Source organism: Abyssibius alkaniclasticus (assembly GCF_020447305.1).
Classification (GTDB): Bacteria; Pseudomonadota; Alphaproteobacteria; order Rhodobacterales; family Rhodobacteraceae; genus Abyssibius; species Abyssibius alkaniclasticus.
Window position 1 is genome coordinate 726,002 of record NZ_CP095732.1, and the last position, 23,452, is coordinate 749,453.

At 59.3% G+C, this 23,452-nt stretch carries 26 protein-coding genes and 1 tRNA gene; 16 read left to right on the forward strand and 11 right to left on the reverse strand.

The window, feature by feature from the left end; all coding sequences use genetic code 11:
• On the forward strand, nucleotides 1-675 hold the full coding sequence (locus LGT41_RS03760; protein WP_274128696.1) for a YjbF family lipoprotein: 675 nt from the start codon (nucleotides 1-3) through the stop codon (nucleotides 673-675).
• 46 nt (nucleotides 676-721) lie between these two features.
• Here LGT41_RS03760 and LGT41_RS03765 read toward each other — a convergent pair whose 3' ends face one another.
• From LGT41_RS03765 to LGT41_RS03775, 3 genes are all read right to left on the reverse strand, one after another.
• Entirely contained in the window at nucleotides 722-970 is a 249-nt protein-coding gene (locus tag LGT41_RS03765) for a hypothetical protein (RefSeq protein WP_274128697.1), read from the reverse strand.
• Between the two features lie 172 nt (nucleotides 971-1,142).
• Nucleotides 1,143-1,331, reverse strand: a complete 189-nt coding sequence (locus tag LGT41_RS03770) for a hypothetical protein (protein WP_274128698.1) — start codon at nucleotides 1,329-1,331, stop codon at nucleotides 1,143-1,145.
• A 160-nt stretch (nucleotides 1,332-1,491) separates the two neighbouring features.
• Nucleotides 1,492-2,085 (reverse strand): L,D-transpeptidase, encoded by a 594-nt coding sequence (locus LGT41_RS03775; protein WP_274128699.1) that lies wholly within the window; start codon nucleotides 2,083-2,085, stop codon nucleotides 1,492-1,494.
• Between the two features lie 158 nt (nucleotides 2,086-2,243).
• Between LGT41_RS03775 and LGT41_RS03780 the strand changes: the two genes are divergently transcribed.
• Entirely contained in the window at nucleotides 2,244-2,768 is a 525-nt protein-coding gene (locus LGT41_RS03780) for a CAP domain-containing protein (RefSeq protein ID WP_274128700.1), read from the forward strand.
• Here LGT41_RS03780 and LGT41_RS03785 read toward each other — a convergent pair.
• From LGT41_RS03785 to LGT41_RS03800, 4 genes are all read right to left on the reverse strand, one after another.
• Complete coding sequence (locus LGT41_RS03785; RefSeq protein ID WP_274128701.1) at nucleotides 2,755-3,267, reverse strand: L,D-transpeptidase family protein; 513 nt, start codon at nucleotides 3,265-3,267, stop codon at nucleotides 2,755-2,757. The two genes, LGT41_RS03780 and LGT41_RS03785, sit on opposite strands and share 14 nt — an antisense overlap.
• Nucleotides 3,268-3,355: 88 nt before the next feature.
• Nucleotides 3,356-4,543: a dual-specificity RNA methyltransferase RlmN gene (gene rlmN / locus LGT41_RS03790; protein WP_274128702.1), complete on the reverse strand. Its 1,188-nt coding sequence runs from the start codon at nucleotides 4,541-4,543 to the stop codon at nucleotides 3,356-3,358.
• Nucleotides 4,544-4,645: 102 nt separating this feature from the next.
• On the reverse strand, nucleotides 4,646-5,194 hold the full coding sequence (locus LGT41_RS03795) for an invasion associated locus B family protein (RefSeq protein ID WP_274128704.1): 549 nt from the start codon (nucleotides 5,192-5,194) through the stop codon (nucleotides 4,646-4,648).
• 17 nt (nucleotides 5,195-5,211) lie between these two features.
• On the reverse strand, nucleotides 5,212-5,775 hold the full coding sequence (locus LGT41_RS03800; protein WP_274128705.1) for an invasion associated locus B family protein: 564 nt from the start codon (nucleotides 5,773-5,775) through the stop codon (nucleotides 5,212-5,214).
• Nucleotides 5,776-5,948: 173 nt separating this feature from the next.
• Between LGT41_RS03800 and LGT41_RS03805 the strand changes: the two genes are divergently transcribed.
• The 7 genes from LGT41_RS03805 to LGT41_RS03835 all read left to right on the forward strand — a co-directional run bounded on the left by LGT41_RS03805 (nucleotide 5,949) and on the right by LGT41_RS03835 (nucleotide 12,788).
• The gene (locus LGT41_RS03805; protein ID WP_274128706.1) at nucleotides 5,949-6,956 is read left to right on the forward strand and encodes an asparaginase; all 1,008 of its coding nucleotides are present in this window, start codon (nucleotides 5,949-5,951) and stop codon (nucleotides 6,954-6,956) included.
• A gap of 212 nt (nucleotides 6,957-7,168) precedes the next feature.
• Nucleotides 7,169-8,578, forward strand: coding sequence for a 3-isopropylmalate dehydratase large subunit (gene leuC, locus LGT41_RS03810; protein ID WP_274128707.1), 1,410 nt, complete (start codon nucleotides 7,169-7,171; stop codon nucleotides 8,576-8,578).
• The gene (locus LGT41_RS03815; RefSeq protein WP_274128708.1) at nucleotides 8,578-9,786 is read left to right on the forward strand and encodes an AAA family ATPase; all 1,209 of its coding nucleotides are present in this window, start codon (nucleotides 8,578-8,580) and stop codon (nucleotides 9,784-9,786) included. Before leuC ends, LGT41_RS03815 begins: the two co-directional genes overlap by 1 nt.
• A 29-nt stretch (nucleotides 9,787-9,815) precedes the next feature.
• Nucleotides 9,816-10,331: a DUF4276 family protein gene (locus LGT41_RS03820; protein WP_274128709.1), complete on the forward strand. Its 516-nt coding sequence runs from the start codon at nucleotides 9,816-9,818 to the stop codon at nucleotides 10,329-10,331.
• Between the two features lie 15 nt (nucleotides 10,332-10,346).
• Complete coding sequence (gene leuD / locus LGT41_RS03825; RefSeq protein ID WP_274128710.1) at nucleotides 10,347-10,952, forward strand: 3-isopropylmalate dehydratase small subunit; 606 nt, start codon at nucleotides 10,347-10,349, stop codon at nucleotides 10,950-10,952.
• Nucleotides 10,953-10,989: 37 nt separating this feature from the next.
• Nucleotides 10,990-11,778: a hypothetical protein gene (locus tag LGT41_RS03830; protein ID WP_274128711.1), complete on the forward strand. Its 789-nt coding sequence runs from the start codon at nucleotides 10,990-10,992 to the stop codon at nucleotides 11,776-11,778.
• Nucleotides 11,775-12,788 carry an endonuclease/exonuclease/phosphatase family protein gene (locus LGT41_RS03835; protein WP_274128712.1) on the forward strand — a complete coding sequence of 338 codons (1,014 nt, stop codon included), beginning with the start codon at nucleotides 11,775-11,777 and terminating at the stop codon, nucleotides 12,786-12,788. Before LGT41_RS03830 ends, LGT41_RS03835 begins: the two co-directional genes overlap by 4 nt.
• On the opposite strand, the gene LGT41_RS03840 is transcribed toward LGT41_RS03835, so the two are convergent.
• Entirely contained in the window at nucleotides 12,742-13,638 is an 897-nt protein-coding gene (locus tag LGT41_RS03840; RefSeq protein WP_274128714.1) for a Rossmann-fold NAD(P)-binding domain-containing protein, read from the reverse strand. The genes LGT41_RS03835 and LGT41_RS03840 overlap by 47 nt on opposite strands.
• An 87-nt stretch (nucleotides 13,639-13,725) precedes the next feature.
• Here LGT41_RS03840 and LGT41_RS03845 point away from each other — a divergent pair, with 87 nt between their 5' ends.
• Both LGT41_RS03845 and leuB read left to right on the forward strand, forming a co-directional pair.
• Nucleotides 13,726-14,610, forward strand: coding sequence for a LysR family transcriptional regulator (locus tag LGT41_RS03845; RefSeq protein ID WP_274128715.1), 885 nt, complete (start codon nucleotides 13,726-13,728; stop codon nucleotides 14,608-14,610).
• Nucleotides 14,611-14,667: 57 nt separating this feature from the next.
• Nucleotides 14,668-15,777, forward strand: a complete 1,110-nt coding sequence (gene leuB / locus LGT41_RS03850) for a 3-isopropylmalate dehydrogenase (protein WP_274128716.1) — start codon at nucleotides 14,668-14,670, stop codon at nucleotides 15,775-15,777.
• Nucleotides 15,778-15,845: 68 nt separating this feature from the next.
• Here the strand turns inward: leuB and LGT41_RS03855 are convergent, their stop codons facing one another.
• Nucleotides 15,846-16,790, reverse strand: a complete 945-nt coding sequence (locus LGT41_RS03855) for an SDR family NAD(P)-dependent oxidoreductase (RefSeq protein WP_274128717.1) — start codon at nucleotides 16,788-16,790, stop codon at nucleotides 15,846-15,848.
• A 63-nt stretch (nucleotides 16,791-16,853) separates the two neighbouring features.
• On the opposite strand from LGT41_RS03855, the gene LGT41_RS03860 reads away from it, so the two are divergent.
• On the forward strand, nucleotides 16,854-17,423 hold the full coding sequence (locus LGT41_RS03860) for a TetR/AcrR family transcriptional regulator (RefSeq protein ID WP_274128718.1): 570 nt from the start codon (nucleotides 16,854-16,856) through the stop codon (nucleotides 17,421-17,423).
• Between the two features lie 72 nt (nucleotides 17,424-17,495).
• Here the strand turns inward: LGT41_RS03860 and LGT41_RS03865 are convergent, their stop codons facing one another.
• On the reverse strand, nucleotides 17,496-18,257 hold the full coding sequence (locus LGT41_RS03865; RefSeq protein ID WP_274128719.1) for a hypothetical protein: 762 nt from the start codon (nucleotides 18,255-18,257) through the stop codon (nucleotides 17,496-17,498).
• A 152-nt stretch (nucleotides 18,258-18,409) separates the two neighbouring features.
• Between LGT41_RS03865 and LGT41_RS03870 the strand changes: the two genes are divergently transcribed.
• From LGT41_RS03870 to LGT41_RS03885, 4 genes are all read left to right on the forward strand, one after another.
• Nucleotides 18,410-18,486: transfer RNA gene (locus LGT41_RS03870), tRNA-Pro, on the forward strand.
• 114 nt (nucleotides 18,487-18,600) lie between these two features.
• The gene (locus LGT41_RS03875) at nucleotides 18,601-19,806 is read left to right on the forward strand and encodes an MFS transporter (RefSeq protein WP_274128720.1); all 1,206 of its coding nucleotides are present in this window, start codon (nucleotides 18,601-18,603) and stop codon (nucleotides 19,804-19,806) included.
• Between the two features lie 124 nt (nucleotides 19,807-19,930).
• On the forward strand, nucleotides 19,931-20,953 hold the full coding sequence (locus tag LGT41_RS03880; RefSeq protein WP_274128722.1) for an aspartate-semialdehyde dehydrogenase: 1,023 nt from the start codon (nucleotides 19,931-19,933) through the stop codon (nucleotides 20,951-20,953).
• A 102-nt stretch (nucleotides 20,954-21,055) separates the two neighbouring features.
• A complete protein-coding gene (locus LGT41_RS03885) occupies nucleotides 21,056-22,708 on the forward strand; it encodes a DUF4139 domain-containing protein (RefSeq protein ID WP_274128723.1) in 1,653 nt (550 codons plus the stop codon).
• Nucleotides 22,709-22,741: 33 nt separating this feature from the next.
• Here the strand turns inward: LGT41_RS03885 and LGT41_RS03890 are convergent, their stop codons facing one another.
• A complete protein-coding gene (locus tag LGT41_RS03890) occupies nucleotides 22,742-23,395 on the reverse strand; it encodes a carbonic anhydrase (protein ID WP_274129656.1) in 654 nt (217 codons plus the stop codon).
• Between the last annotated feature and the right edge of the window lie 57 nt (nucleotides 23,396-23,452).

The following is a 23,452-nucleotide window of genomic DNA, read 5'->3' on the forward strand; positions in this document are numbered from 1 at the left end:
ATGGCACTCGGCGCCCTGGTCATTCTGGGCGCCTGTTCGTCGTCGGGTGGCGTAAACCCGGTCTTTCGTGCGGTCTGGGACAAGGTCCGCCCCGGTCAGGCCGCGCCGGAAACCAGCGAAACGACCACCGCGGCGGCCGCGCCCGCGCTGACCCGCGCACGAATTGATGAACTCAACATCGCCATGATCCGCGTGAAGGTGGGCGCAGCCGCCAATGGCAGCATTCTGACCGCGCGCACGTTGAATGGCGGCTATGCCACCTATTCTTCGACCAACCAGCAAACTGTAACGCTGTTTGGCGCCCTGGTAACGGCGCATCGCGGCATCGGCTTTGATTTGTTGTCGGTTGCCCATGCCCCGAATGACCCGCTGGCCGTGCGCACACCGCTGGATGACTGGCCAAGCGCCGTGCGCCGGGATTATCGCCTGCTCGGCAATGGTCCGGACGGCACCGTGCTAAGCGTAAACTGCGCGTTTCGCGTGGGGCCGCCCTTTCCCATAACCCAGGTTGAAGTCACCTATGAAACCCGCATCGTGCAGGAAAGCTGCACCGGCGATGCGACCTTCCAGAACCTGCATATGGTGGATGAAGACGGCAATGTCTGGCGCACGGCGCAATGGGTCGGTCCGCAAATGGACCAGTTCGAGATCGAGGTTCTGGAACCGATAGACTGAGCCCTGGCGTGGGTTGTGCCGGCGCCAGGACAAAGCAGTGTTTCGTTTATTTGGCGCAGGGCGCAGCGATCAGGCTAAGCTCGGCGGCGGCTTTACGGCAGGGATTGTCATCATTTGTTGTTGCCAGCACGATGATGGCGATCATCGCCAAAGGCACAAGCCAATTGACTGGGCCGCTATTGGCCATTGGTGCCTCAACGCCTGAGGCGGCTGGCGGGACATAGACAGCACCTCCGGCTTGGGTAGCAGTGGCCGCAGCAAAAGCCAGTGTCGATGCGAGCAGAAGTGCTTTCATGGAATTTCCTAATCGTTAATGAACAAGGTCGAGGCGCTCACGTTAATTGAATATTAACGGCGGCTCAACAGCTTTGCTGGGCAAATCCTGGATGGGCAAATCCTGGATGGGCAAATGAAAACGGGCTGGCCAGGCCAACCCGTTCAATCAAAACACCGAAGTGCGGTATCGCTTATTCGTCGCCGGCGGTCAGCGTCAGCGCGAGGATCGCGATGATTGCCAGCGGGATCAGCCATGCGCCCGAACCGTTGCGCATCGGCTCTTCAACCATAGTAACCTCGGGGGCAACATAGACGGGTGTGCCAGCGGCAGCGGCACCGGCGCCAAGCAGGGCGGCAACGAAAGTAACGACTTTTTTCATGACTAACTCCATAGAAATTTGATTTCGCGACCGAACCAGCCGAGATGGCCTTTATTATGCCAAGCGGAATAGCCAGCGCAACAGATTTGCGCATAATGTCGCAGACGGCGGTGAAAATGTTACCATTTCACGCCACCTGCTGCAATTCTGCATCACTTCGCTAGATGATAAGCACCTGTGTGCCGATCTCGGCCCGCTCGAAAAGCGCAAGAATGTCTTCGTTATACAGACCAATGCAACCGTTGGAGGACTGACGCCCGATCTTGCGCGTGTCGTTCGTGCCGTGAATCCGGTAATATTGCCAGCTCAGGTATAGCGCATGTGTGCCAAGCGGGTTTTCCGGGCCGGGGCCAACATAACGCGGCCATTCCGGGTTGCGCTTCAGCATGTTCGGGGTTGGCCGCCATTCCGGGCCAACCACTTTGCGGATGATGCTGGTGCGCCCGCGGCGGGTCAGATCCTCGCTTGCCGGCACGGATGTCGGATAAATCAGATATTCCGATTCATCTTCCGACCAGTAGTGCAGGGTCGTGCCATCGATATCGACCAGAATCGCGCCATTGTTCAGATTGTCAAAATGGCCGCGCCAGTCGCGCGAAACAAATGCGTTGATCATGTGCAGCGGCGCCTGACCCTGCGCACCACCATCTATCGTAACGGCTTGCGCCAAAAGCGGGCTGCTGACTGCAACCGATGCAGCGCCGCCAAGCGCCATGCCCATAACGCCGCGTCGTGAAAACTTCCGATCAATCATATCTAACCCCAGATTCGCAGATTCACTCTACATTACTTCACGCGAATGAAAGTGACAATTCACAGCCCTGTTATGCCGCGCAGTCTGCGTTTGAAACTACTTTCATTAGCGGGTAAAGACGTGGGGAAACATTGCATGAGGATACTATGTTTGCACGAATGGGAATTATCGTTGGGCTGTTGTTTACATTGTCCGCTTGTGAAATTGGCGGCGTTGAAGGTGTAAGATTCATTCGCGCAAACGAGGGTGAGCGGATTCGCGCCGACCAGCTTGAAGCGGTGAATCTGGTGCGCAGCGAACAGGGTTTGCGGCCACTGGTCATGTCGGCCGCGCTGAATGCCGCATCCGACACCCATGCCAGCGACATGTCCGACCAGCGCCGCGCCTGGGATTACGGGTCTGACCGGTCTTCGCCGCAATCACGCGCCCAGCGCGCCGGGTTCGTCGGGCGTGTCACGGGTGAAAACGTTGCCGAAACCTTCGTGATGAACCAGGAGATCTTGCGCGTCTGGCTTGCCGACACGCGTTCGCGCGCCGCAATTCTGAACCCCGATGCAACCGATTTTGGCATTGGCTGGCATCAAGACCCCGATGGCCGCATCTGGTGGGTGCAGATGACCGCGGCCGCGCGCGCCACCAGCTTCACCACCGATGAGGGTATCACCGTCTCTAGGGTTGAATGATCACCGGTGTAAAGTCGGCCACGCGGGTCCACATATCTTCGATTGCGCGGTTGGTAATTGCGATACAGCCGGCAGTCCAGTCACGGCGGCCCCGATAGGGGCCGTAATTGCGCCAGCCGTGAATGAAGATATCGCCACCCGGCGAACGGCCCTGGGCTTGCGCAAAGGCAATGTCATTCGCGTTCGGATAGGAAATCCCAAGGCTCAGGTGGAAGCTTGAATTGGGGTTGCGCCGGTCGATGATATAGCTGCCCTCCGGCGTGCGCCCGTCACCTTCAAACTGCTTGTGGCCCACGGGCGCCCAGCCAAGGTCGAAGCGGTAATTCTTCAGAACCCGGTCGTCGTTATACATATACAGGCGGCGCGATTCCTTGAACACCGCGATCAATGTCGCCATGTTGCGCGGGTTGGCGCTGGAAATATTCGGCATTGCCAAAAGCGGGGCGGTGGCAAATGCCACGCCGGACGCAAGCAATTTGCGGCGGGAATGATGTGTCATGCTGTCTGCCTCGGTTACGGGTTTATACCCTTTTCGCCCGTATACACCCAATAGCGGTTTCCGCCAAGCAGATCACAGCAAATTGAACCTAGCCCGCCGCAACGTCGGCGGCGATTTGTGCCGCCGATTTGCGCGCCCGTTCCGTGGCAGATTTGAGCTGCCCGCAGGCGGCCATGATGTCTTCACCGCGCGGCGTGCGCACCGGACTGGCATAGCCGGCACGGTTCACGATCTCGGCAAAGGCTTCAATCCGCTCCCAGCTCGACCGCTCATAAGGGGCGCCGGGCCAGGGGTTGAAGGGGATGAGGTTGATCTTCGCAGGGATGCCGGCGATCAGCTTCACAAGGCGGCGGGCATCGGCATCGCTGTCATTCACATCCTTCAGCATCACATATTCAAAGGTGATCCGCTCGGAGTTTGAAAGCCGCGGATAGGCGCGCAGGGCTTCGAGCAGCTTTTCGATATTCCAACGCTTGTTGATCGGCACCAGCCCGTCGCGCACGTCATCGGTGGTGGCATGAAAGCTCACCGCCAGCAGGCAGCCGATTTCATCGCCGGTCTTGTAGATTTCCGGCACAACGCCCGAGGTGGAAAGCGTGATCCGCCGCCGGCTCAGGGCAATGCCTTCATGATCCATCGCGATATGCATCGCGTCGCGCACATTGTTGAAATTGTAAAGCGGCTCGCCCATGCCCATCAGCACGACATTGCTGACAAGGCGCTTGCCCTCAACCTTATGGCCCCAATCGCCAAGATCGTCGCGCGCCACCATGATTTGCGCGACAATCTCGCCCGCTGTCAGGTTGCGCACCAGCTTTTGCGTGCCGGTATGGCAAAACGAACAGGTGAGCGTGCAGCCGACCTGGCTGGAAATGCACAGGGTGCCACGGTCGCTTTCCGGAATATAGACGGTCTCAACCTCGTGCCCGCCGGCAATGCGCAGCAGGTATTTGCGCGTGCCGTCGGCAGATACCTGTTTGGTCACAATCTCGGGCCGGTCGATTGAATAACTCTCGGCCAGCCGCGCGCGCACATCCTTGGCGATATTGGTCATCGCCTCGAAATCTTGCGCGCCCTTGTTGTATAGCCACTGCCAGATCTGCCCGACCCGCATCTTGATGGTTTTTTCCGGCACATCAATCGCGGCAAGCGCCCCGGCCAGTTGCTCACGCGACAGGCCGATCAGGCTGGGGCGCAGACCGTCAACCGGCTTGCGCGGCACGGTCAGCATATCGGGGGTAATCGGGGTTGCACTGGGCAAATTCGCGGCGGGCATGGCAAAGTTCCATTGGCAAAAGCAAACGCCCCCGTATTGGGGGCGTGACAGCAGTTTAACAGTTTCGCGCGCCAAGGTGAAGGGGGCGGCAGGGCAGGTCGCCTAGCTGGCGCAAAGCTCCTGCGCGCGTTCGATTGCGGCGGTAAAACCGATCAGCGAAAATGTATCAAACGTGGTGGTGCCGCGCTGCGAAACGCCGGTCACCAACGCCTCGGCACCGCCGCGCATGGCGGCGATCAGCCCGCTGTCATCTTCGGGTTTTGACCAGGCATATTCGGGGTTGATATCGGGATTGGGGAATAGCGTGAAGCTGTCACTGCCAATGCGCATTTCAACCGTGCCGTCATTGCGAAGCGGGTAGCCCGCCTTGAAGCTTGGCTCGTTTGTGACATTCTCGCTGGGTATGACCGAAACATAAAAGCGGATATCGTCGCGGCGCACATCCACGGCCTGGCCACCGCGTTCGGCCCGCCAGGTGGTCGGGGCCGATACGATGAAGCATTCTTTCGGATTTTCCACCACATAGATGGCCCAGTCGGTCGAGGATTCGGTCAGGGTCGCCTCTTGGGCGGCACCCGCTCCGGCGCTGGCCACCAGCCCGAACAGGGCCGCGGCCAGCATTTTTTGCACGTCAACGCTCAAAATCTTCATCAATCTTCTGCCTCGGTCTATTGTGAACAGGCTTGAATGGCATCATTCAACGCAGCGGTAAACCCGGTCAAGGAAAAGGTATCGGTGGTGATCGTGCCGCGCTGCGAGCGGGCCGTCACAACCGCTTCGCGCCCGCCTTTCATGGCGGCAACCAGCCCGGCATCGTCATCGGGTTCGGTCCAGGCATATTGGTCGCAGCGATCAATGGCGCCATCTTGTGTGCAATAGGCGGCATTGGGGTAAAGCGGTGTTTCTGCGCCGCCAATGGTCACCGTGGCGGGCGAATCGGTTGTCAGCGTATAGCCGGCGCGAAAGCTCGGCTCGGTCACACCGGGCGAATCGGCGAACAGGTTGATGAACAGGCGAATGTCGCCGCGCTCGACGCTTACAGGCTGGCCATCGCGGGCGGCGCTCCAGCTTGACGGTTCGGAATAGATAAAACAGGATGGCCCGGCGTCATTGTCACGATAAATCCGCCAGTCTTCCTGCACACCAATAAGTTCAAGCGACTGTGCAGCGGCCATTGCGGGCATCAGAATGCCCAATAGCCCGCCCAACAGCCCGAGTGTCCGCGCCTGCATCTTCGCCCTTTCCTGCACGACTGCGGCCGATTTTTATGGTTGCTCGCAGCGCTTGTGTTTCCTGTTCGATGGGGCGTAACTTATCGCCACTCAACGGGGTTTTTCCAGCCCTTTGCTCAAAAATATTACCGCGCGGGCCTGTTTGGGCTGATTCATGCGCATTGGGGGATAATGTGGCTGACAGCTTCAAACTGGTCGAGGCATGGCGGGGTGATCTGCCGGAATCGCTGCACCGCGGCCATGTGGTGATCGCCGATGAAAGCGGGCTCCGCGCCTGCTGGGGCGATGCCGATGCGGTGATCTACCCGCGCTCGTCGTGCAAAATGATCCAGGCGCTGCCGCTTATCGAATCCGGGGCTGCGGCCAGCGCCGGTCTGACCAGCGAGCAGCTTGCGCTGTCTTGCGCCAGCCATAACGGCGCGCAAATCCATACCAAACGGGTTGAGGCGTGGCTGAAAGGGCTTGGCCTGAGCGAGACAGATCTGCGCTGCGGCCCCCAGCAGCCCGATGCGGTTGAAGACCGGCTCGCGCTGCATGATGCAGGCCAAAGCCCCTGTCAGCTGCACAACAACTGCTCGGGCAAACATGCCGGGTTTCTAACGCTGAACGCGCATCTGCACGGCCATGCCGATTACATAGAAATAGACCATCCGGTGCAGATCGCCATCAAACAGGCGTTTGAGGAGATGACCGGCGAAACCAGCCCCGGCCACGGGATTGATGGCTGCTCGGCCCCGAATTTTGCCTGCACAATGGCCGGGCTGGCGCGCGCCGCCAGCGCAATGGCGCGCCCCGATACGCTGGGCAAGGCGCGCGGCAACGCGGCGCGCAGCCTCGTTTGCGCAATGATGGCGCATCCGCTGCTTGTTTCCGGCGAAGGGCGCGCCTGTGCCGAATTGATGGTTGCCGCCAAGGGCCGCGCCGCCATCAAGACCGGGGCCGAAGGCGTGTTTCTGGCCATCCTGCCTGACATGGGTGTTGGCGTTGCGATCAAAATCGAAGACGGGGCCACGCGCGCATCCGAAGCGGCAATGGCGGCCGTGCTGGTGCATTTGGGTGTGATCGCCGCAGATGACCCGGCGGTGCAGGCGCGGCTTTACAAACCCTTGCCAAGCCGGCGGGGCCTTCGCGCCGGTGGCCTTCGCCCCCATCCCGGTTTTGCCGCAGCACTCGGGCTGTAAAGCGCCAGACCCTCCCGGTTCACCCGTCGCGAGCAAGGCTTGCCGCTGCTGGCGAATTTCTGTATCCGTTAGCCATGAAACGTGTTTTTGACATTGCCGACCGTAACCGCCTGCCGTGGCGGTTCCACGCCGAAACTTTGGTGCTTTGCGCTGCGGGCTGAACGGCCCTGCCGCATCGCTTTCAGTTTTAATTTCCTGAACAGGAACCCGCTATGACCGCCCCCAAAACGCTCTATGATAAAATCTGGGATGCCCATCTGGTGCAAGAAGACACCGATGGCACCTGCCTTTTGTATATCGACCGTCACCTCGTGCATGAAGTGACCAGCCCGCAGGCCTTTGAAGGTTTGCGCATGGCCAACCGCCCCGTGCGCGCGCCCGAAAAAACCATCGCCGTGCCCGACCATAACGTGCCCACCACGCTTGACCGCGCCAATGCCGCCACAATGACCGAAGACAGCCGCATTCAGGTGGATGCGCTGGACAAGAACGCACGTGATTTCGGCATCCATTACTACCCTGTCTCCGACGTGCGCCAGGGCATTGTGCATATCGTTGGCCCCGAACAGGGCTGGACCCTGCCAGGCATGACCGTGGTCTGCGGCGACAGCCACACCGCAACGCATGGCGCCTTTGGCGCGCTGGCGCATGGCATCGGCACCTCGGAAGTGGAGCATGTTCTGGCCACGCAAACGCTGATTCAGCGCAAGGGCAAGAACATGAAGGTGGAAATCACCGGCAAGCTGCGCCCCGGAGTCACCGCCAAGGACATTACGCTATCGGTCATCGGCGCCACCGGCACGGCGGGCGGCACCGGCTATGTCATCGAATATTGCGGCCAGGCCATCCGCGATCTTTCGATGGAAGGCCGCATGACGGTGTGCAACATGGCGATCGAGGGCGGCGCGCGCGCTGGCCTGATCGCGCCGGACGCGAAAACCTTCGCCTATTGTCAGGGCCGCCCCCATGCCCCGAAAGGGGCCGCCTGGGATGCCGCGCTCGCCTATTGGAAAACCCTGTTTTCCGATGATGATGCGCATTGGGACAAGGTTGTCACCCTGAAAGGCGAAGATATCGCCCCCGTTGTGACATGGGGCACCAGCCCCGAAGATGTGCTGCCGATCACCGCTTCGGTGCCCGCGCCCACCTCGTTCAAGGGTGGCAAGGTCGAGGCCGCCCAGCGCAGCCTTGACTATATGGGCCTGACCGCTGGCCAGAAGCTGACCGATATCGCGATTGATACCGTCTTCATCGGCTCCTGCACCAATGGCCGGATCGAGGATTTGCGCGCCGCCGCCGAAATTCTGCGCGGCAAGAAAATCAAGGACGGGATGCGCGCAATGGTCGTGCCCGGCTCGGGCCTTGTGCGCGCCCAGGCCGAAGAAGAGGGGCTGGCACAGGTTTTCATCGATGCCGGTTTCGAATGGCGCCTTGCGGGCTGTTCCATGTGCCTTGCCATGAACCCCGACCAGCTTGCGCCGGGCGAACGTTGCGCCGCCACCTCCAACCGCAACTTCGAAGGCCGCCAGGGCCGCGGCGGCCGCACACACCTGATGAGCCCCGCTATGGCGGCTGCAGCGGCGATTACCGGAAAACTGACCGATGTGCGGGAGATGATGTAATGCGGATTCATTCCATTCGCGTGAAAAACTTTAAAAGTCTAAGAGATATCACTATAAAGGATATCCCGCCTTTTGCTGTGTTCATTGGCGCGAATGGAACCGGGAAGACCACACTTATCGACGTGTTTGGGTTCCTAAAGGACTGCCTTTCGGGAAATGCGAAAATGGCCGTCCAAAAGCGCGCGGGCTTTGGGCAACTGGTCTCACGCGGGCACGAAAACGAAACGATCGATATTGAATTGAAAGTCGAACTTGATGTTGCCGAAAATCTAACCCGGCGCGTTACTTATATGCTGGGGGTCGGAGAGGTAGACCGCAAAATCCAGGTTCGCGCCGAACGCCTCAGTTGGAAACGCGGAAGCTATGGGGCACCTTTCAATTTCCTCGACTTTAAAGATGGTAGAGGCAGCGCCGTTGTCGACCGCACTGACGATAACGGGCATCCGGTGCCGGAAAGCGAATTGGAGCGCGATGAAGAAACCCTCGATTCCTCTGATATTTTGGCTCTAAAAGCCCTGGGCAATTTAAAACGATTCCCAGCTGTTAGCCAATTGCGCGAACTGATAGAGGGGTGGACAGTAAGCGATTTCCATATCGACAAGGCTCGCCCTGAACCAGACGCAGCGCCGGCGGAACATCTGAACGAGGACGGCTCAAATCTTGCACTCTACGCGCAATACCTAGCGGAGGACCACAGAGAGACTTTTCAAGACTTGCTGAGAACCATGCAAGAACGTGTTCCCGGCGTTGCGGAAGTCTCCCCCGAAGACACGGGCGACGGGCGCATCGCGCTGCGATTCAGGGATGCTGCCTTCGACAAAGGGTTTCTCGCGCGCTATGTGTCGGATGGCACGATCAAGATGTTTGCCTATCTCGCGTTGCTGAAAGATCCCGATCCACATCCGCTTTTGTGCATCGAGGAACCAGAGAACCAGCTTTATCCCAGCCTTTTGCCCGTTTTGGCGGAAGAGATTGCAGCCTACTGCACAGCTCGGAGATCCGGAGCTCAAGTCTTTGTCACAACCCATTCGCCTGACTTTCTGTCGAGCGTTCCCTTGGACTCCATCTTCTGGCTGAGGAAGGAGGCAGGTTTCACAACGGTGCACAAGGCGTCCGACAACGAAAGGCTTCGCAATCTTTTCACCGAGGGTCAAAAGCCAGGCTGGCTTTGGCGCGAGGGCTGGTTCAAAGGCGCGCATCCTACATGACACTCATAATTTTTACCGAAGAACCTTCGATGAAGGAAACACTCAACGCTCTCTTGCCCAAGCTTGCGGTTGATCGCCGAGATGTGCAAATCATCGCTTTCGATGGGGTGGGGAACATGGAGAAGAGCCTTCCTGCCCAGTTACGTGCCGTATCGAAGGAGCGCGATACGAAAGTGCTGATCCTGCGTGACAATGACAACGGCAATTGCGCGGAGCACAAAGCTAGGCTTGTCGAAATGATCAATCGTGCAGGACTGGCAGGGAGGGCCCGCGTCCGCGTCGTTTGTCAGATGCTGGAGGGCTGGTTCATTGGCGATACAAATGCTTTAGACAGTTCAAGGCATCTGACAAAGCCCATACCTAAGCGTTTGAAAACCTGCGACCCTGACAGCCAGCCCAATCCAAAGGCGGAGCTGCGCAAACTCCGTGACGGCTATACGGAAATCAAGGGCGCCCAAGCCATCGCCAAGCATATGGACCCCAAAAACAACCGGTCGAAAAGCTTCCGCTACACAGTTCAGGCGATCCGTTGCCTGACCGCTTAATTGAGGAAACCAAATATGGAAAAATTCACCAAAATCACTGGCGTGGCCGCGCCCATGCCGCTTGTGAATGTCGATACCGACATGATCATCCCCAAACAGTTCCTCAAAACCATCAAGCGTTCGGGCCTTGGGGTGAACCTGTTTGACGAGATGCGTTTCAATCAGGATGGCAGCGAGATTCCTGATTTCGTTCTCAACCAGCCCGCCTATCGCAACGCCCAGATTCTTGTGGCGGGCGAGAACTTTGGCTGCGGGTCTTCGCGTGAACACGCGCCTTGGGCCTTGCTTGATTTCGGCATTCGTGTTGTGATCTCAACCAGTTTTGCTGATATCTTTTATAATAACTGTTTCAAAAACGGTATTCTGCCAATTGTGTTACCGCAAGAAGATGTCGATAAACTGATGGATGATGCGCGGCGTGGCGCGAATGCAGTGGTAAGTGTTGACCTTGAAAACCAGGTGATTACTGGGCCGGATGGCGGCGAGATCGGGTTCGAGGTTGATGCGTTCAAGAAACACTGCCTGATCAACGGGCTTGATGATATTGGCCTCACGCTGCAAAAGGTGGATGCGATCGGGGGCTTTGAAGACCGCTACAAAACGGCGGCGCCCTGGGTCTGAAGCTGCCCGATGAAGGCGGCAATATAAGGGGGACACGGTGCTGAATCGCTTGATCGGCGCAGTATTTCGAGCCGCGGTGGTGATCTTCATCATCGCGCTTCCGGCGTTTATATTGCCCAATACCACGCTCAACGCCCGCGAACTTTCCCTGATCGCGGGCGGTGTGGTTGCCGCCTTTACGATCTTTGAATATGCGGCGAAATCTCCCGGTTTCGTCGATTTTCGTTTTGCGCCCCCCTATAACCGGATGCGCGTGGCGATTATTGCCACCGAGCTTTTGCTCATTGCGTTCTACTTCCGCGACCTCACGCTTGGCGGGCCGATGGTGGAGTTTGGCGCGAAATTCGCCTTTCTTGCCGAAATGCCGGGCAGCCCCGTGCGCATGACCCTGGAAATGTTCGCCGATACGCTTACCCCCGGCCAGCTTTCGCGGCTTGGGGTGGTCATGTCGCTGGCAATGGTCACGGCCATCGGCCTTTCGGTGGTGTTCGCGGCCTTGCTGTGGCTGTCGCGCTGGCCGGTCGACCGGGCGGGCTTCAACCTCTGGGTCAACATGCCGAATTTTGAACCTTCCGAGGTCGGGAAAACCGAACGGCGGCTGTATCGCGACGGGATGTTGAACATCATTTTCGCGCCGCTGGTGCTGTATGCCGCGCCCTATGTTTTGCCGCTGGCCAGCAATACACTGGGCAGTAACCTGCTGCGCGAGCCGCAATCGGTGATCTGGCTGGCCACGCTCTGGGCCTTTGTGCCTGCCTCGCTGATCATCCGCGGTGCGGCGATCCTGAAAATCAACCGGATCTTGCGGCAGGCCAAACAGCTTTGATCAGGCTTGCGCTGTTTTTGAGCTGGCTTGGCCTGGCCTGTCAGGCCGAAACCCTGCGTGTTGTGAACTGGAATGTCGCGCTCGACCGGGACGGGCCGGGGCTTTTGCTGGCCGAGATCCGCAAGGACGGCCCTGAAATTGCGGCGATCCTGCAAGACCTTGTGCAGCGCAATGCCGATATTCTGCTGCTCGTCGGGTTTGACAATGATTATGCGGGCCAAAGCCTTGCGGCTTTTCAGGCCCGTCTGGCCGCGGCGGGGTTGAATTATTCCAGCGCGCTTGCGCTGGTTGGCAATGCGGGAATGCCGTCGGGGCTGGACCTTGATGGCGATGGGCAATTGAACGGCTGGGGCGATAATTGGGGCTTCGGGCGCTATCCGGGCCATGATTCCACGGTGCTGCTGTCGCGCTATCCGCTCGCGGTTTCGCGCCGTTGGACCAAATTGCGCTGGGCCGACCTGCCCAATGCCCGAATGCCGCAACGTGGCAATGCACCGTTTCCAGATGCGGAAACTGCCGCGCAGCTTCGCCTGTCATCGGGTGGGCATTGGCAAGTGACCGCGCAGACACCGGCGGGTGATGTGAATTTGCTCATTTCATACCCGACTCCGCCCACATTTGATGGGCCGGAGCAACGCAACCGTTTGCGCAACAATGACGAAATCGCCTTCTGGCAGCATTATCTGAACGGCGCGCCGCTTGCCGATGATGCGGGCAATTCCAGCCCGCCGGGCGATGCACCCTTCATCATTCTCGGGGATCTTAACGCCGACCCGGATGCGGGTGATGGCATCAAGACCGCGATGCGCGCGCTGCTGGCCGACCCGCGCCTGATCAACCCTGCCGCACTTGACCAGCCCACTGCCTTTTGGGCGGGTCTGCCGCCGATGCGGGTAGACTATATCCTGCCCTCGGCCCGGTTTCGCATTGTCGATGGCGGTGTCGCGGGCGCCGTCGAGGGCACTAGGACCGCGCATCGGCTGGTCTGGCTGGATGTGGCGCTAGACTAGCGGGCATGGCCGCCGAAAGCATCGCTTCGGTCGTGGTCGGCTTGAAATCCGGCAGATAGCGGCGCAGTTCGGTGTTTTCCATCCAATGCGGGTGGCTTGCCAGATAGCGCATTTCCAGCAATTCCCGCGCCAGCACCATGAAGGGCGAAGCAAGGCGCAGCATCCACCAGCCAAAGGGTTTGATGCGCATCGAACGGTTCAACAGCGCTGCATATGTATCGGCGATTTGCCGAATGCTCAGCCTGTGGCCCGCAAAGGGAATATCGGCAAAGCGCGGCAGGCTGTCGCGGGCTGCGGCCAGCTCCACGGCGGCGCGGGCCATATCGGGCAGATAGGCATAGGCATGGGCGGCGTTCATGTCGCCCATCGCGGTGACCACGCCCTTGCCAAGCTGCTTTGCCACCACCAGCCCGAACACACCCTGCCCACCGCCATCGGCAATGAAATCACCGCCGCGCAAAATGATCACCTGCACATCGGTCGCGTCGCGCAGGCTTTGCTCCATCGCCACGCGAATTCTGCCTTTGCGTGTCTGCGGGCGCTGTGGCGTATCCACCCCCCAGGGGGCGGCTGCGGTGCCAAAGTTGTAAACATTGCCCGGCACCAGCAGCGTGGCCCCCGACACGCGCGCAGCCTTTAGGCCAAGCGCGGCAATTTCGGGCTGGAATTTGGCCCAGTTCCTGTAGCCCGGCGGGTTCATCGCGTTCACCACAACATCAACCCCCTGTGCGGCGGCGGCAATATCGCTGCCACGCTTATAGCGCCGCACCTGCCAGCCAGCCCTGGAAAATGCCGCCGCCGCATGGCTGCCGAAATTGCCCGATGCGCCCAAAATCAAAACCGTGTTCATGATCGTCTCCTTTTGACTGGCACCAGAATATCCATGCATGTGCGAATTGAAATTGCACAGAAGAAACCATCTGCTATTCATTTATGAATGGATAATGTAGATCACCTCGACTGGGCCTTGCTTAGCGCCGTGCGCGCGGTGGCCGAACATGGCTCGCTATCTGCTGCTGCGCGCGCCATTGGCACCAGCCAGCCCACTTTGGGGCGGCAGATTCATGCCGCCGAAGCCGCGCTTGGCTGCACGCTGTTTGCGCGCCATCCAAAGGGGTTGCAGCCAAGTGAAGCCTGCACGGCCTTGCTGCCGCAATTGCACCAGATGGCGGAAGCAGCGGCGCGGCTGAAGCTGGCGGCAAGCGGCTTCAGGGCAGGGGTGCAGGGCACGGTGCGCATCACCGCATCCACCACCGTTGCGCTCAATCAACTGCCGCGCGCGCTGGCGAAAATGCGGCTGGACGAGCCGCGCATCAGCTATGATGTCGTGCCAAGCGACAGCGTTGAAAGCCTGCTGTTCGGCAAGGCCGATATCGCCATCCGCATGTTTCGCCCGACCGCGCCCGATATGGTCGTGCGCTTTTTGGGTGAAATAAAGCTTGGCCTGTTCGCGCATGAAACCTATCTGGCGCGGCGGGGTGTGCCCGTAACCGCTGCCGAAATGCTGGCCCATGACCTTGTCGGCTATGATACCGATACACGTATCATCGATTTCATGACCAGCATGGGCCTGCCGGTTAACCGCGCGCATTTTGTGGCCCGCAGCGATTCCGATGTGCATTACATGGCGCTGATCGCTGCCGGCCTTGGCATTGGAGCCATGCAGCTGCGCCTTGGCCAGCAAACCCCCGGCCTTGTGCAAATTTTGCCCGACACGCCATTGCCCGTGCTGCCGGCACATTTGGTGGCGCAAGCCGATTTGCTGCGCAATCCACGGGTGCGCAAGGCCTGGGATATGCTGGCGCGCCACCTGCTGGCTTGACGCGCCCAGCCCAATTGGCTAGCCCTGCGCCTGTATTTCCAACAGATCAGGTGCATCATGTCCAACCCATCATTGCTCATTCTCCCCGGCGACGGGATCGGCCCGGAAGTCATGGCCGAGGTCCGCAAGGTCATCACCTGGTTTGGCGATGCGCGCGGGCTGAAATTTGATGTGGAAGAAGACCTTGTGGGCGGCGCCGCCTATGATGCGCATGGCACGCCCTTGCATGATGACACGATGGCCAGGGCCCAGGCCGCCGATGCCGTGCTGCTGGGTGCGGTTGGCGGCCCGAAATACGATGCGCTCGATTTCAGCGTAAAGCCCGAGCGTGGCCTGCTGCGCCTGCGCAAGGAAATGGATTTGTTTGCCAACCTGCGCCCCGCGCAATGCTTTGATGCGCTGGCCGATTTTTCGAGCCTGAAGCGCGATGTGGTTGCCGGGCTCGATATCATGATCGTGCGCGAACTCACCTCGGGTGTGTATTTCGGCGAACCGCGCGGCATTTTCCCCGATAATGAGGGCGGGCGCGTGGGTATCAACACCCAGCGTTACACCACCGAGGAGATCCGACGCGTGGCGCGCGCGGCCTTCGAGCTGGCGCGCAAGCGCAACAACAAGCTTTGTTCGATGGAAAAGGCCAATGTCATGGAAAGCGGCATTCTGTGGCGCGAAGAGGTGCAATGGGTGCATGACAACGAATACTCCGATGTCGAACTTTCCCATATGTATGCCGATAACGGTGCCATGCAGCTTGTGCGCTGGCCCAAGCAGTTTGACGTGATCGTCACCGATAACCTGTTTGGCGATGTGCTGAGCGATTGCGCCGCCATGCTGACCGGCTCGCTTGGCATGTTGCCCAGCGCCAGCCTTGGCGCACCAATGGCGAATGGGCGCCCGAAGGCGATGTATGAGCCGGTGCATGGTTCCGCCCCCGATATTACCGGGCAGGGCAAGGCCAACCCGATTGCCTGCATCCTGAGCTTTGCAATGGCGCTGCGCTATTCGTTTGACGAGGGCGAAGCCGCCACCTTGCTGGAAGGTGCGGTTCAGAAAGTGCTGGCCGGTGGCGCGCGCACGGCCGATTTGCTTGGCCCGCAAGGTGGCACGGCGATCAGCACCACCGAAATGGGCGACGCGATTGTGGCAGCACTGGCCGCAAGCCAGTAGCCACCGCCAAGCCATGATACAAGGGGCCACCAATGCGGTGGCCTTTTGTTTTTCCGCCTGTTGCCGCCCTACAGCCAGCGCGCCAGAATCCTGTCGGTAAACGCGGCGAGCCGCTGGCGCTTTGCCGCAATCCCCACTTCGGAATGATGCGCGCGTTGCGTGTCCTCGGCGATCAGCACGCCCGAAACGCCGTTGAATCCTGACGCGGCCACCTGACGCACAATCCGGTCGGCCCCCACCTCGGTTGGCGAGGCCATGATGCGCATCACGCCCTGCATCACCCTCTCGGCCCCGCGCAGATTGCGCAGCAGGTTGGACCGGATATAGCCCGGATGCTGAAGGTTGACGGTAACACCACTGCCCGAAAGGCTTTGCGCCAGATCGACCGAAAACATCTCGAATGCCAGTTTCGAGGCGGCATAACTGTCCTTCTGGCCAAGGTCCGGGTCGGTTTCCATCGTCTCAAGGTCGATCACATCCAGATAGGCGGTGTCGGTTGTCAGGTTGACAATGCGCGCCGGTGCCGCGTCGCGCAGCCGGTCAAGCAATAGCCGCGTCAGCAGCACCGGGGCCAGATAGTTGACCGACCAGTTCATCGCAAAACCATCTTTGGTTGGCACATCGCTCATCGCGTTGATGCCCGCGCAGTTGACCAGCACATCTATGCGGCTCTGCGCGGCCAGAATGCGCGCGGCGCAGTCTTTCACGCTTTGCAGATCGGCCAGGTCGCAAGGCTCAAAGCTGGCTTTGCCACGACCGCCGCGCGCGGCAAGCGCGGCAAGCAGCGCCTTGCCCTTGGCGGCATCGCGGCCAGGCACCACCACATGCGCGCCCATCTGGTGCAGCATCTCAACCGCCACGCGACCAATTCCATCGGTGCCGCCGGTAAAGACAATCGTCTTGCCAGCAAGGTCGCGCTCGGCGGCCGCCAGCGCATGGCGCGGGTTTGGCTTGCGGCGTTGCGGGGTGAAGAGTTTCAGGATGATACGGGTTTTTTCGCTGACAAGCGGCATGACATGACCTTTGGACAATTTCTGTTCATTTGTCTAATTGACAATTATTGGCTGAATGTCAATATGCCGATCATGATAAAAACCGAAAACAATATCCTGAACGCCGCAATGCGGATGTTTTCGCGCTATGGCGTGAAGCGCACCAGCATGGCTGACCTCGCGCAGGAGGCGGGAATAAGCCGCCAAACGCTCTACAATGCCTACAAGAACAAGGACGAGGTGCTGCGGGCGCTGATCCGCGCTTTTGCCAGCGCCGCTTTGGCCGACAGCACAAAGGCGCTGCGCAATGTGCATGACCTTGGCGGCCAGCTCGATATCGTGTTGCATAACCTGACGGTGACAGGCTTTGACCTTGTCGCACAAATGCCCAATGCGCAGGATCTGATCGACGGTTTCAACGCCTCTGGCAAGGCAGAGATGGACGCCGCCGCCGAGACATTCCGCCTGCTGATCGCAGATCTGCTGAAGCCGCACCATGCGGCACTGGCGCGAAACGGGCTGGATGCAGACGCATTGGCCGATTTCGTGCAACATGCGGCCAAGGCAATGGGCCGAACGGCGCGCGACAGGGCGCATCTATTGCAACAATTGCACAGCCTCAGGCAGCTTTGCCTGGCAGCAACGGCAGCCTAGCCCATCTCATGCATATACGAGATGGGTTGTGCAGGGCGTTGCGGGGTCGGCTTACCCGACCCCGCAAGCAGCTTACTTGGGCTTGAAGGCGGCGATTTTGCCCACCTGTTGCTGTGCGATTTTCACCAGCTTGACCATTTTGGCCACGTCGGCCGGCTCATCGCTGTCAATGCCGATCGTGCCAAGATCGAAGCCCTTGAGCTTGACCCAATCTTTCCAGAATTCATCGCGATAGGCCGGTAGCTGCGCAATCTGGTTTGAAACGCTGCGGCCCTGCTGTTTGATATTGTCCCCCCAGCTTGCCTTGCTTGGCTTGCTTAGAAACACCTTGCTGGAGGCCGCAAACTGCTTGAGCATTGGCGCAAGATTCTTTGCCGCCAGATCTTCCTTGCGCTTGATATCGGCCAAAACCTTGTCAATCGCCGCCTGAAGATCGACGCTTTTCAACGATACGCGGAAAGTCTCGGCCGCTTTTTGCACTGCCGCTGCGGCTTTGGCGGCGGATTTGCCGGTGACCGCCTTGTTCAGCTTGGCCTGTGCGTCTTTCGCTGCCTTGACAATATTGTCCATTTCCTTGCTGATTGGCACAACCTTCGAGGCGTAATAGGTTTTGCACGCCTTCACCTTTTCAGCCAGTTGCTCGCGGGTTTTTGACGGGGTCATCGCCGGGTTGAGCTGATTGACATCAACCTTCTTCCAGGCCGCTTCGGCACTTTTCAGCACCGCACCCAGGCCTGTCGAGGTGAGCTTGCCCAGTTTGCCCTTTTTCTTCTGCCAATCGGCATCGGTCAATTCTGTCGGATACACAAGTTGCGTTGCACTGATACCAGCCATTCTAAGCTCCAAATTTATTTACGAATTCGCGTATTCTAATGCGTTTTGCGTTTTCGCAAAGTGTTTTCGTTGCTGTTTCGGGGCGGTTTCGCAATTTCCTGGACTATTTCCCACTTGTGCCGCCTTGCGATTCTCACTAAATCCCGTTGCGTCGGAGTGTAGCGCAGCCTGGTAGCGCACCTGCTTCGGGAGCAGGGGGTCGGAGGTTCGAATCCTCTCACTCCGACCAGTCCCGCCACATGCCCATCCCAATAAGGTCGCGAATACGCGATTCGCGCCGCGAACGGGCAAGAGCGCGCGCGCATTTCAGGCCAGATGAAGGCACTGGCTTGAAGGTTGTTATATGGCTTTGCATGTGCGTCATCCGGTTTGGGTTTTCAGCGCCCAGCCCGGCGCGTGGACCTTTACGCTGCTGTTTTTCGTCGAATCCGTATCGCGGGCGACTTTGGCCACGGTCATGCCGCTGGTCGCCTATGGGATTTTCGGTGACAAGCAAAGCGTATCGCTGGCCTATACGGCTGTGTCGCTTGTTGCGCTGGCGCTGAGCTTCACCATTCCCAGCCTCATCCGCCACCTGTCGCGCCGCTGGACCTATTCTTTGGGCGCGCTGTTGCTGGCGGCCTGCGCGCTGTTGCTCAATATGGGCATGGGGTGGAGCATGGTTCTGGCCATGCTGTTGCGCACTTTCGGGGCGGCGCTGCTGAACATCACGCTCAACCTTTACATCATGGACAATATCCGCAAACAGCAATTGGTGCGCTCGGAACCGCAGCGTTATGCCATTGCCACAATCGCCTGGACGGCGGCGCCGTTCATCGGTGCCTGGTCCTATGGCAGCTACGGGGTGCTGGCCCCGACCCTGTTCAGCGCCGGGGCGGCGGTGGCGCTGTTTGCGGTGTTCTGGATGGTGCGGCTGAACGAGAAACTGCCCATACGCGCCGCAAAAGCAGGCGCGGCACGGGTGATCAACCCGTTATCGGCCGTGCCGCGCTTTGTGGCCCAACCACGCCTGCGGCTGGCCTGGGCGATTGCCTTTTCACGCTCGTCCTTTTGGGTGACGTTTTTCATCTATACCCCGATTCTGATGCTCGAAGGCGGCTATTCGGCCACCACGGCGGGCGCGATTGTAGCATTTGGCAACCTGATGCTGTTCACCAATATCTTTGTTGAGCGCATTGCGCGGCGCTACAGCGTGCGCCGCATTCTGGCGGGCGCGCAAATATGTGCAGCCCTTGCGCTTGTGCCAACCGCGCTTTTCGCCGCCAATAACGCGCTGGCCGCCGGCATTCTGCTTGTCGTGGCCTCCTTCTTTGTTTCGGTGATGGACGGGCTTGGCCCGGTGCCGTTTCTGCGCGCCGTCCGCGCCCATGAGCGCCCGCAAATGACCACGGTTTACCGCACCTATCTGGATGTTTCCGAGCTGATTCCACCGCTGGTATACGCCGCGTTGTTTGGCCTTGCAGGCTTTACCGGCGTGTTCCTGGCGCTGGCGGCGCTGATGGGCGCAATGGGGCTGACCGCGCTGCGCTACCTGCCGCGCAGCCTGTAGGCCGGGCACCCATTGGCCCCGAAAGCTGCGATTTGGCGCAAGAATCGCTTTTGGCGTTTTATCTTGGCACAACACCCGTTAGAACCGCCTCGCATCCGCCCCTTGTTTTCAGGAGAATCGCGTAATGGGCTATAATATCGTCGTCGTTGGCGCCACGGGCAATGTGGGCCGCGAAATGCTGAACATTCTGGCCGAACGGGAATTTCCCGTCGCCAAGATCGCCGCGCTGGCTTCGCGCCGTTCGCTGGGCACCGAATGCAGCTTTGGCGATAAAACCCTGACCACCCAGGATCTGGACGGGTTTGATTTCACCGGCTGGGACATTGCGCTGTTTGCCGTGGGGTCCGAGGCCACCAAAAAATACGCGCCCATCGCCGCCAAGGCTGGCTGCGTGGTGATCGATAACAGCTCGCTTTACCGCTATGACCCGCTTGTGCCGCTGATCGTGCCCGAGGTGAACCCGGACGCCATTGAGCAGTATAAAAACAAGAACATCATCGCCAACCCCAACTGTTCCACCGCGCAAATGGTTGTGGCGCTGAAACCCCTGCATGACCGTGCGCGCATCAAGCGCGTTGTGGTCAGCACCTACCAGTCGGTTTCCGGTGCTGGCAAGGAAGGCATGGACGAGCTTTGGCTACAGACCAAGGGCATTTATGTGCCCGGTCAGGAATATGAGTCCAAGAAATTCACCAAGCAGATCGCCTTCAACGTGATCCCGCATATTGATGTGTTTCTGGAAGACGGCCAGACCAAGGAAGAATGGAAAATGGTCGCCGAAACCAAGAAGATCGTTGACCCGAAGATCAAGGTCACGGCAACCTGCGTGCGCGTGCCGGTCTTTGTTGGCCATTCCGAGGCGATCAATATCGAGTTTGAAGACCATCTGGACGAGGCCGAAGCGCGCGACATTCTGCGCGAAGCCCCGGGGATCATGGTGGTCGATAAGCGCGAAGATGGCGGCTATGTCACCCCAACCGAATGCGTGGGCGAATTTGCCACCTATATCAGCCGTATCCGCCAGGACCCGACGATTGATAATGGCATCAACCTGTGGTGCGTATCTGACAATTTGCGCAAGGGTGCGGCGCTCAACGCCGTGCAAATCGCCGAACTTCTGGGCCGCCGTGTGCTGAAAAAAGGCTAAGCGCGCCTTTCCGCGCATGACTGGCGGCGCCTGCGGGCGCCGCTTGCTTTTCAGCCCATTGTCGGCAAGGCTTGCGCAATCCATGATTGCGGAGCCATTCTCATGAAAACCCTTGTTTATACCAGCATTATCGCGCTTTTGGCCCATGCGGCCTGGGCCGAAGAAATTCCGGTCAACAGCGCCATCACGGCGGCTACGGTCTACCCTCAGGGTGCGAAAGTCACCCGCATGGTGCCGTTTGATATGGATGCAGGTGCGCATCAGCTTATCATCGCCGACCTGCCCGATGCGTTTGATTTTTCAACCCTGCGCATTGTCGGCACGGGTGATTTTACCCTTGGCACATTCGAGATGCGCCGCGACAACCTGCCACCAAGCGAACCCGTTTCTACGCCCGAAAGCCGCGCGATAGAGGCCGAGATCGAGCGCCTTGAAGACGCCGTTCAGGCCAAGGATTACGAGGTTGAAGCCGCAACCCAGCGCCAGCGTGCCGCCGAAGCCCAGATCGCGTTTTTGAACGCCATCGGCCAATCCAAAGCCGCCGACCAGTTGGATAGCGCCAGCGCCGAGGATTTGCGCGCCATTGCCGCGATGATTGGCGAAGAGACCAACGCAGCACTTGCTGCCGCCCTGCAAGCACGGATAGATGCAACCGCCTTGCGCGGCGAGTCCAACGATTTGCGCGAAGAGCTTGCCGATGCCCGCCAGCGCCTTGCCGCATTGCTGTTGCCCGAAAATGACAGCCCGCGCCTGTCCATCGCGGTTTCAGCCGAGGCGGCAACATCGGGGACACTGGAGATAAGCTATCTGGTAGAGTTTGCCTTTTGGATGCCCGTATACGATGTGAATCTTAGCTTGGAAGAAACGCCTGCACTGGATGTTGATCGCAGCATTGTAGTTTCGCAAGAAACTGGCGAAAACTGGGACAATATTTTACTTACTGTTTCCACGGCCCGCCCCAGCGACCAATCGGCGCCTAGCGATATTTACCCTCTAATCGCGCGCATTAAACCTCCCACTCAAAACGAAGCCCTTTCCGACGCAATGGGTGCGACCGCCTTCGCAGCGCCTGCGCCGATCATTGTCGAAGAAGCAATGCGCGCCGAGCCTTTCGCTGCGCGTTATCAGGGCCAGACGGTTGTGTATGATATGGCTAGCCCTGTGTCTTTGGCCGGCGATGGCACCGAGGTGCAGCTTGCGCTTGACAGCAAGGCGCTGGAGGTCGATGTGACCGCCCTTGCCGTGCCGGCCAGCGATGCCACCGCCTTTTACATGGCGGAAATCACCAATGGCAGCGGCGAGATTCTTCTGCCCGGCAATGCCCGCCTGTTCCGCGATGGCGCGATGATCGGAGAGGCACAACTGCCGCTTACCGCCGCCGGCAAAACGATAGATCTGCCCTTTGGCGCAATAGAAGGCCTGCTTGTGAGCCGGCGCATCCTGTCGCGCGAAGAGGGCGATACCGGCGTGTTCACCTCGTCCAACCGGCGCGGCGACCGGTTTGAAATTACGGCGGAAAACGTGACCGGACTGCCCTATGATCTGCGCATTCTCGACCGTGTTCCGGTATCGGAGCAGGAAGACCTGACCGTGAATGTCACCGCCAACCCGCGCATTTCCGCAACCGAGGTCGACGGCAAACGCGGCGTTGTCGCATGGGATTTGACACTTTCACCCGGGCAAGAACAAACCATCACCTTTGGCTACGAGCTTGGCTGGCCATCGGATAAGGAACTTTACATGGATGGCAACTAGCGCCCATTGGCCCCGCTTGCGCGGGGCCAGTGCCTAGATCTGGTGAAACGCGTTATCGGCGGGGTTGTAGCATTCCAGCCCGCCATCACGGATTTCGTTCCACAGCCCGTGCAGGCTGAGCGTTCCCGCCTCGACGGCATCGGCAACGAAGGGGAAGGTCATCAGGTTTTCAAGGCTGACGACAACGGCGTTTTTCTCAAGCTGGGTCAGGCGCTTGGCGCGGTCTTTTTCATTCGGGTCCAGCCTGTCAAAGCCGGGTTTGAGAATTTCGACCCAGGGGCCGATGAACTCGGAATTGGTGCGCAGATCTTCAGCCTCGCCGCAGCACAGATCATGCGACGCGGCCACGCCGCCGCAATTGGAATGGCCAACCACAAGCAGGTTCGAGACCTTCAGAAACTTCACCGCATATTCAATGGCCGCCGAGGTGCCGTGATGGTCATCATCCGGGCGATAGGGCGGCACGAGGTTGGCAATGTTGCGGTGAATGAAGAACTCGCCGGTTTCCGCCCCGAAAATGCTGGTCACATGCACGCGGCTGTCGCAACACGAAATGATCATCGCGCGCGGGCGCTGGCCCTCATCGGCAAGACGCGCATACCAGGCGGAATTTTCCTGATAGGTCGTGGCCTTCCAGCCCGCGAAACGTTTGCTTAGAAATGTCGGGAGCGGCTTTGCGTGTTTCATCATCAACCCTACAATTTTGCTTGCCTATCTGTGCCGTGTAATGCGCCCGAATTCAAC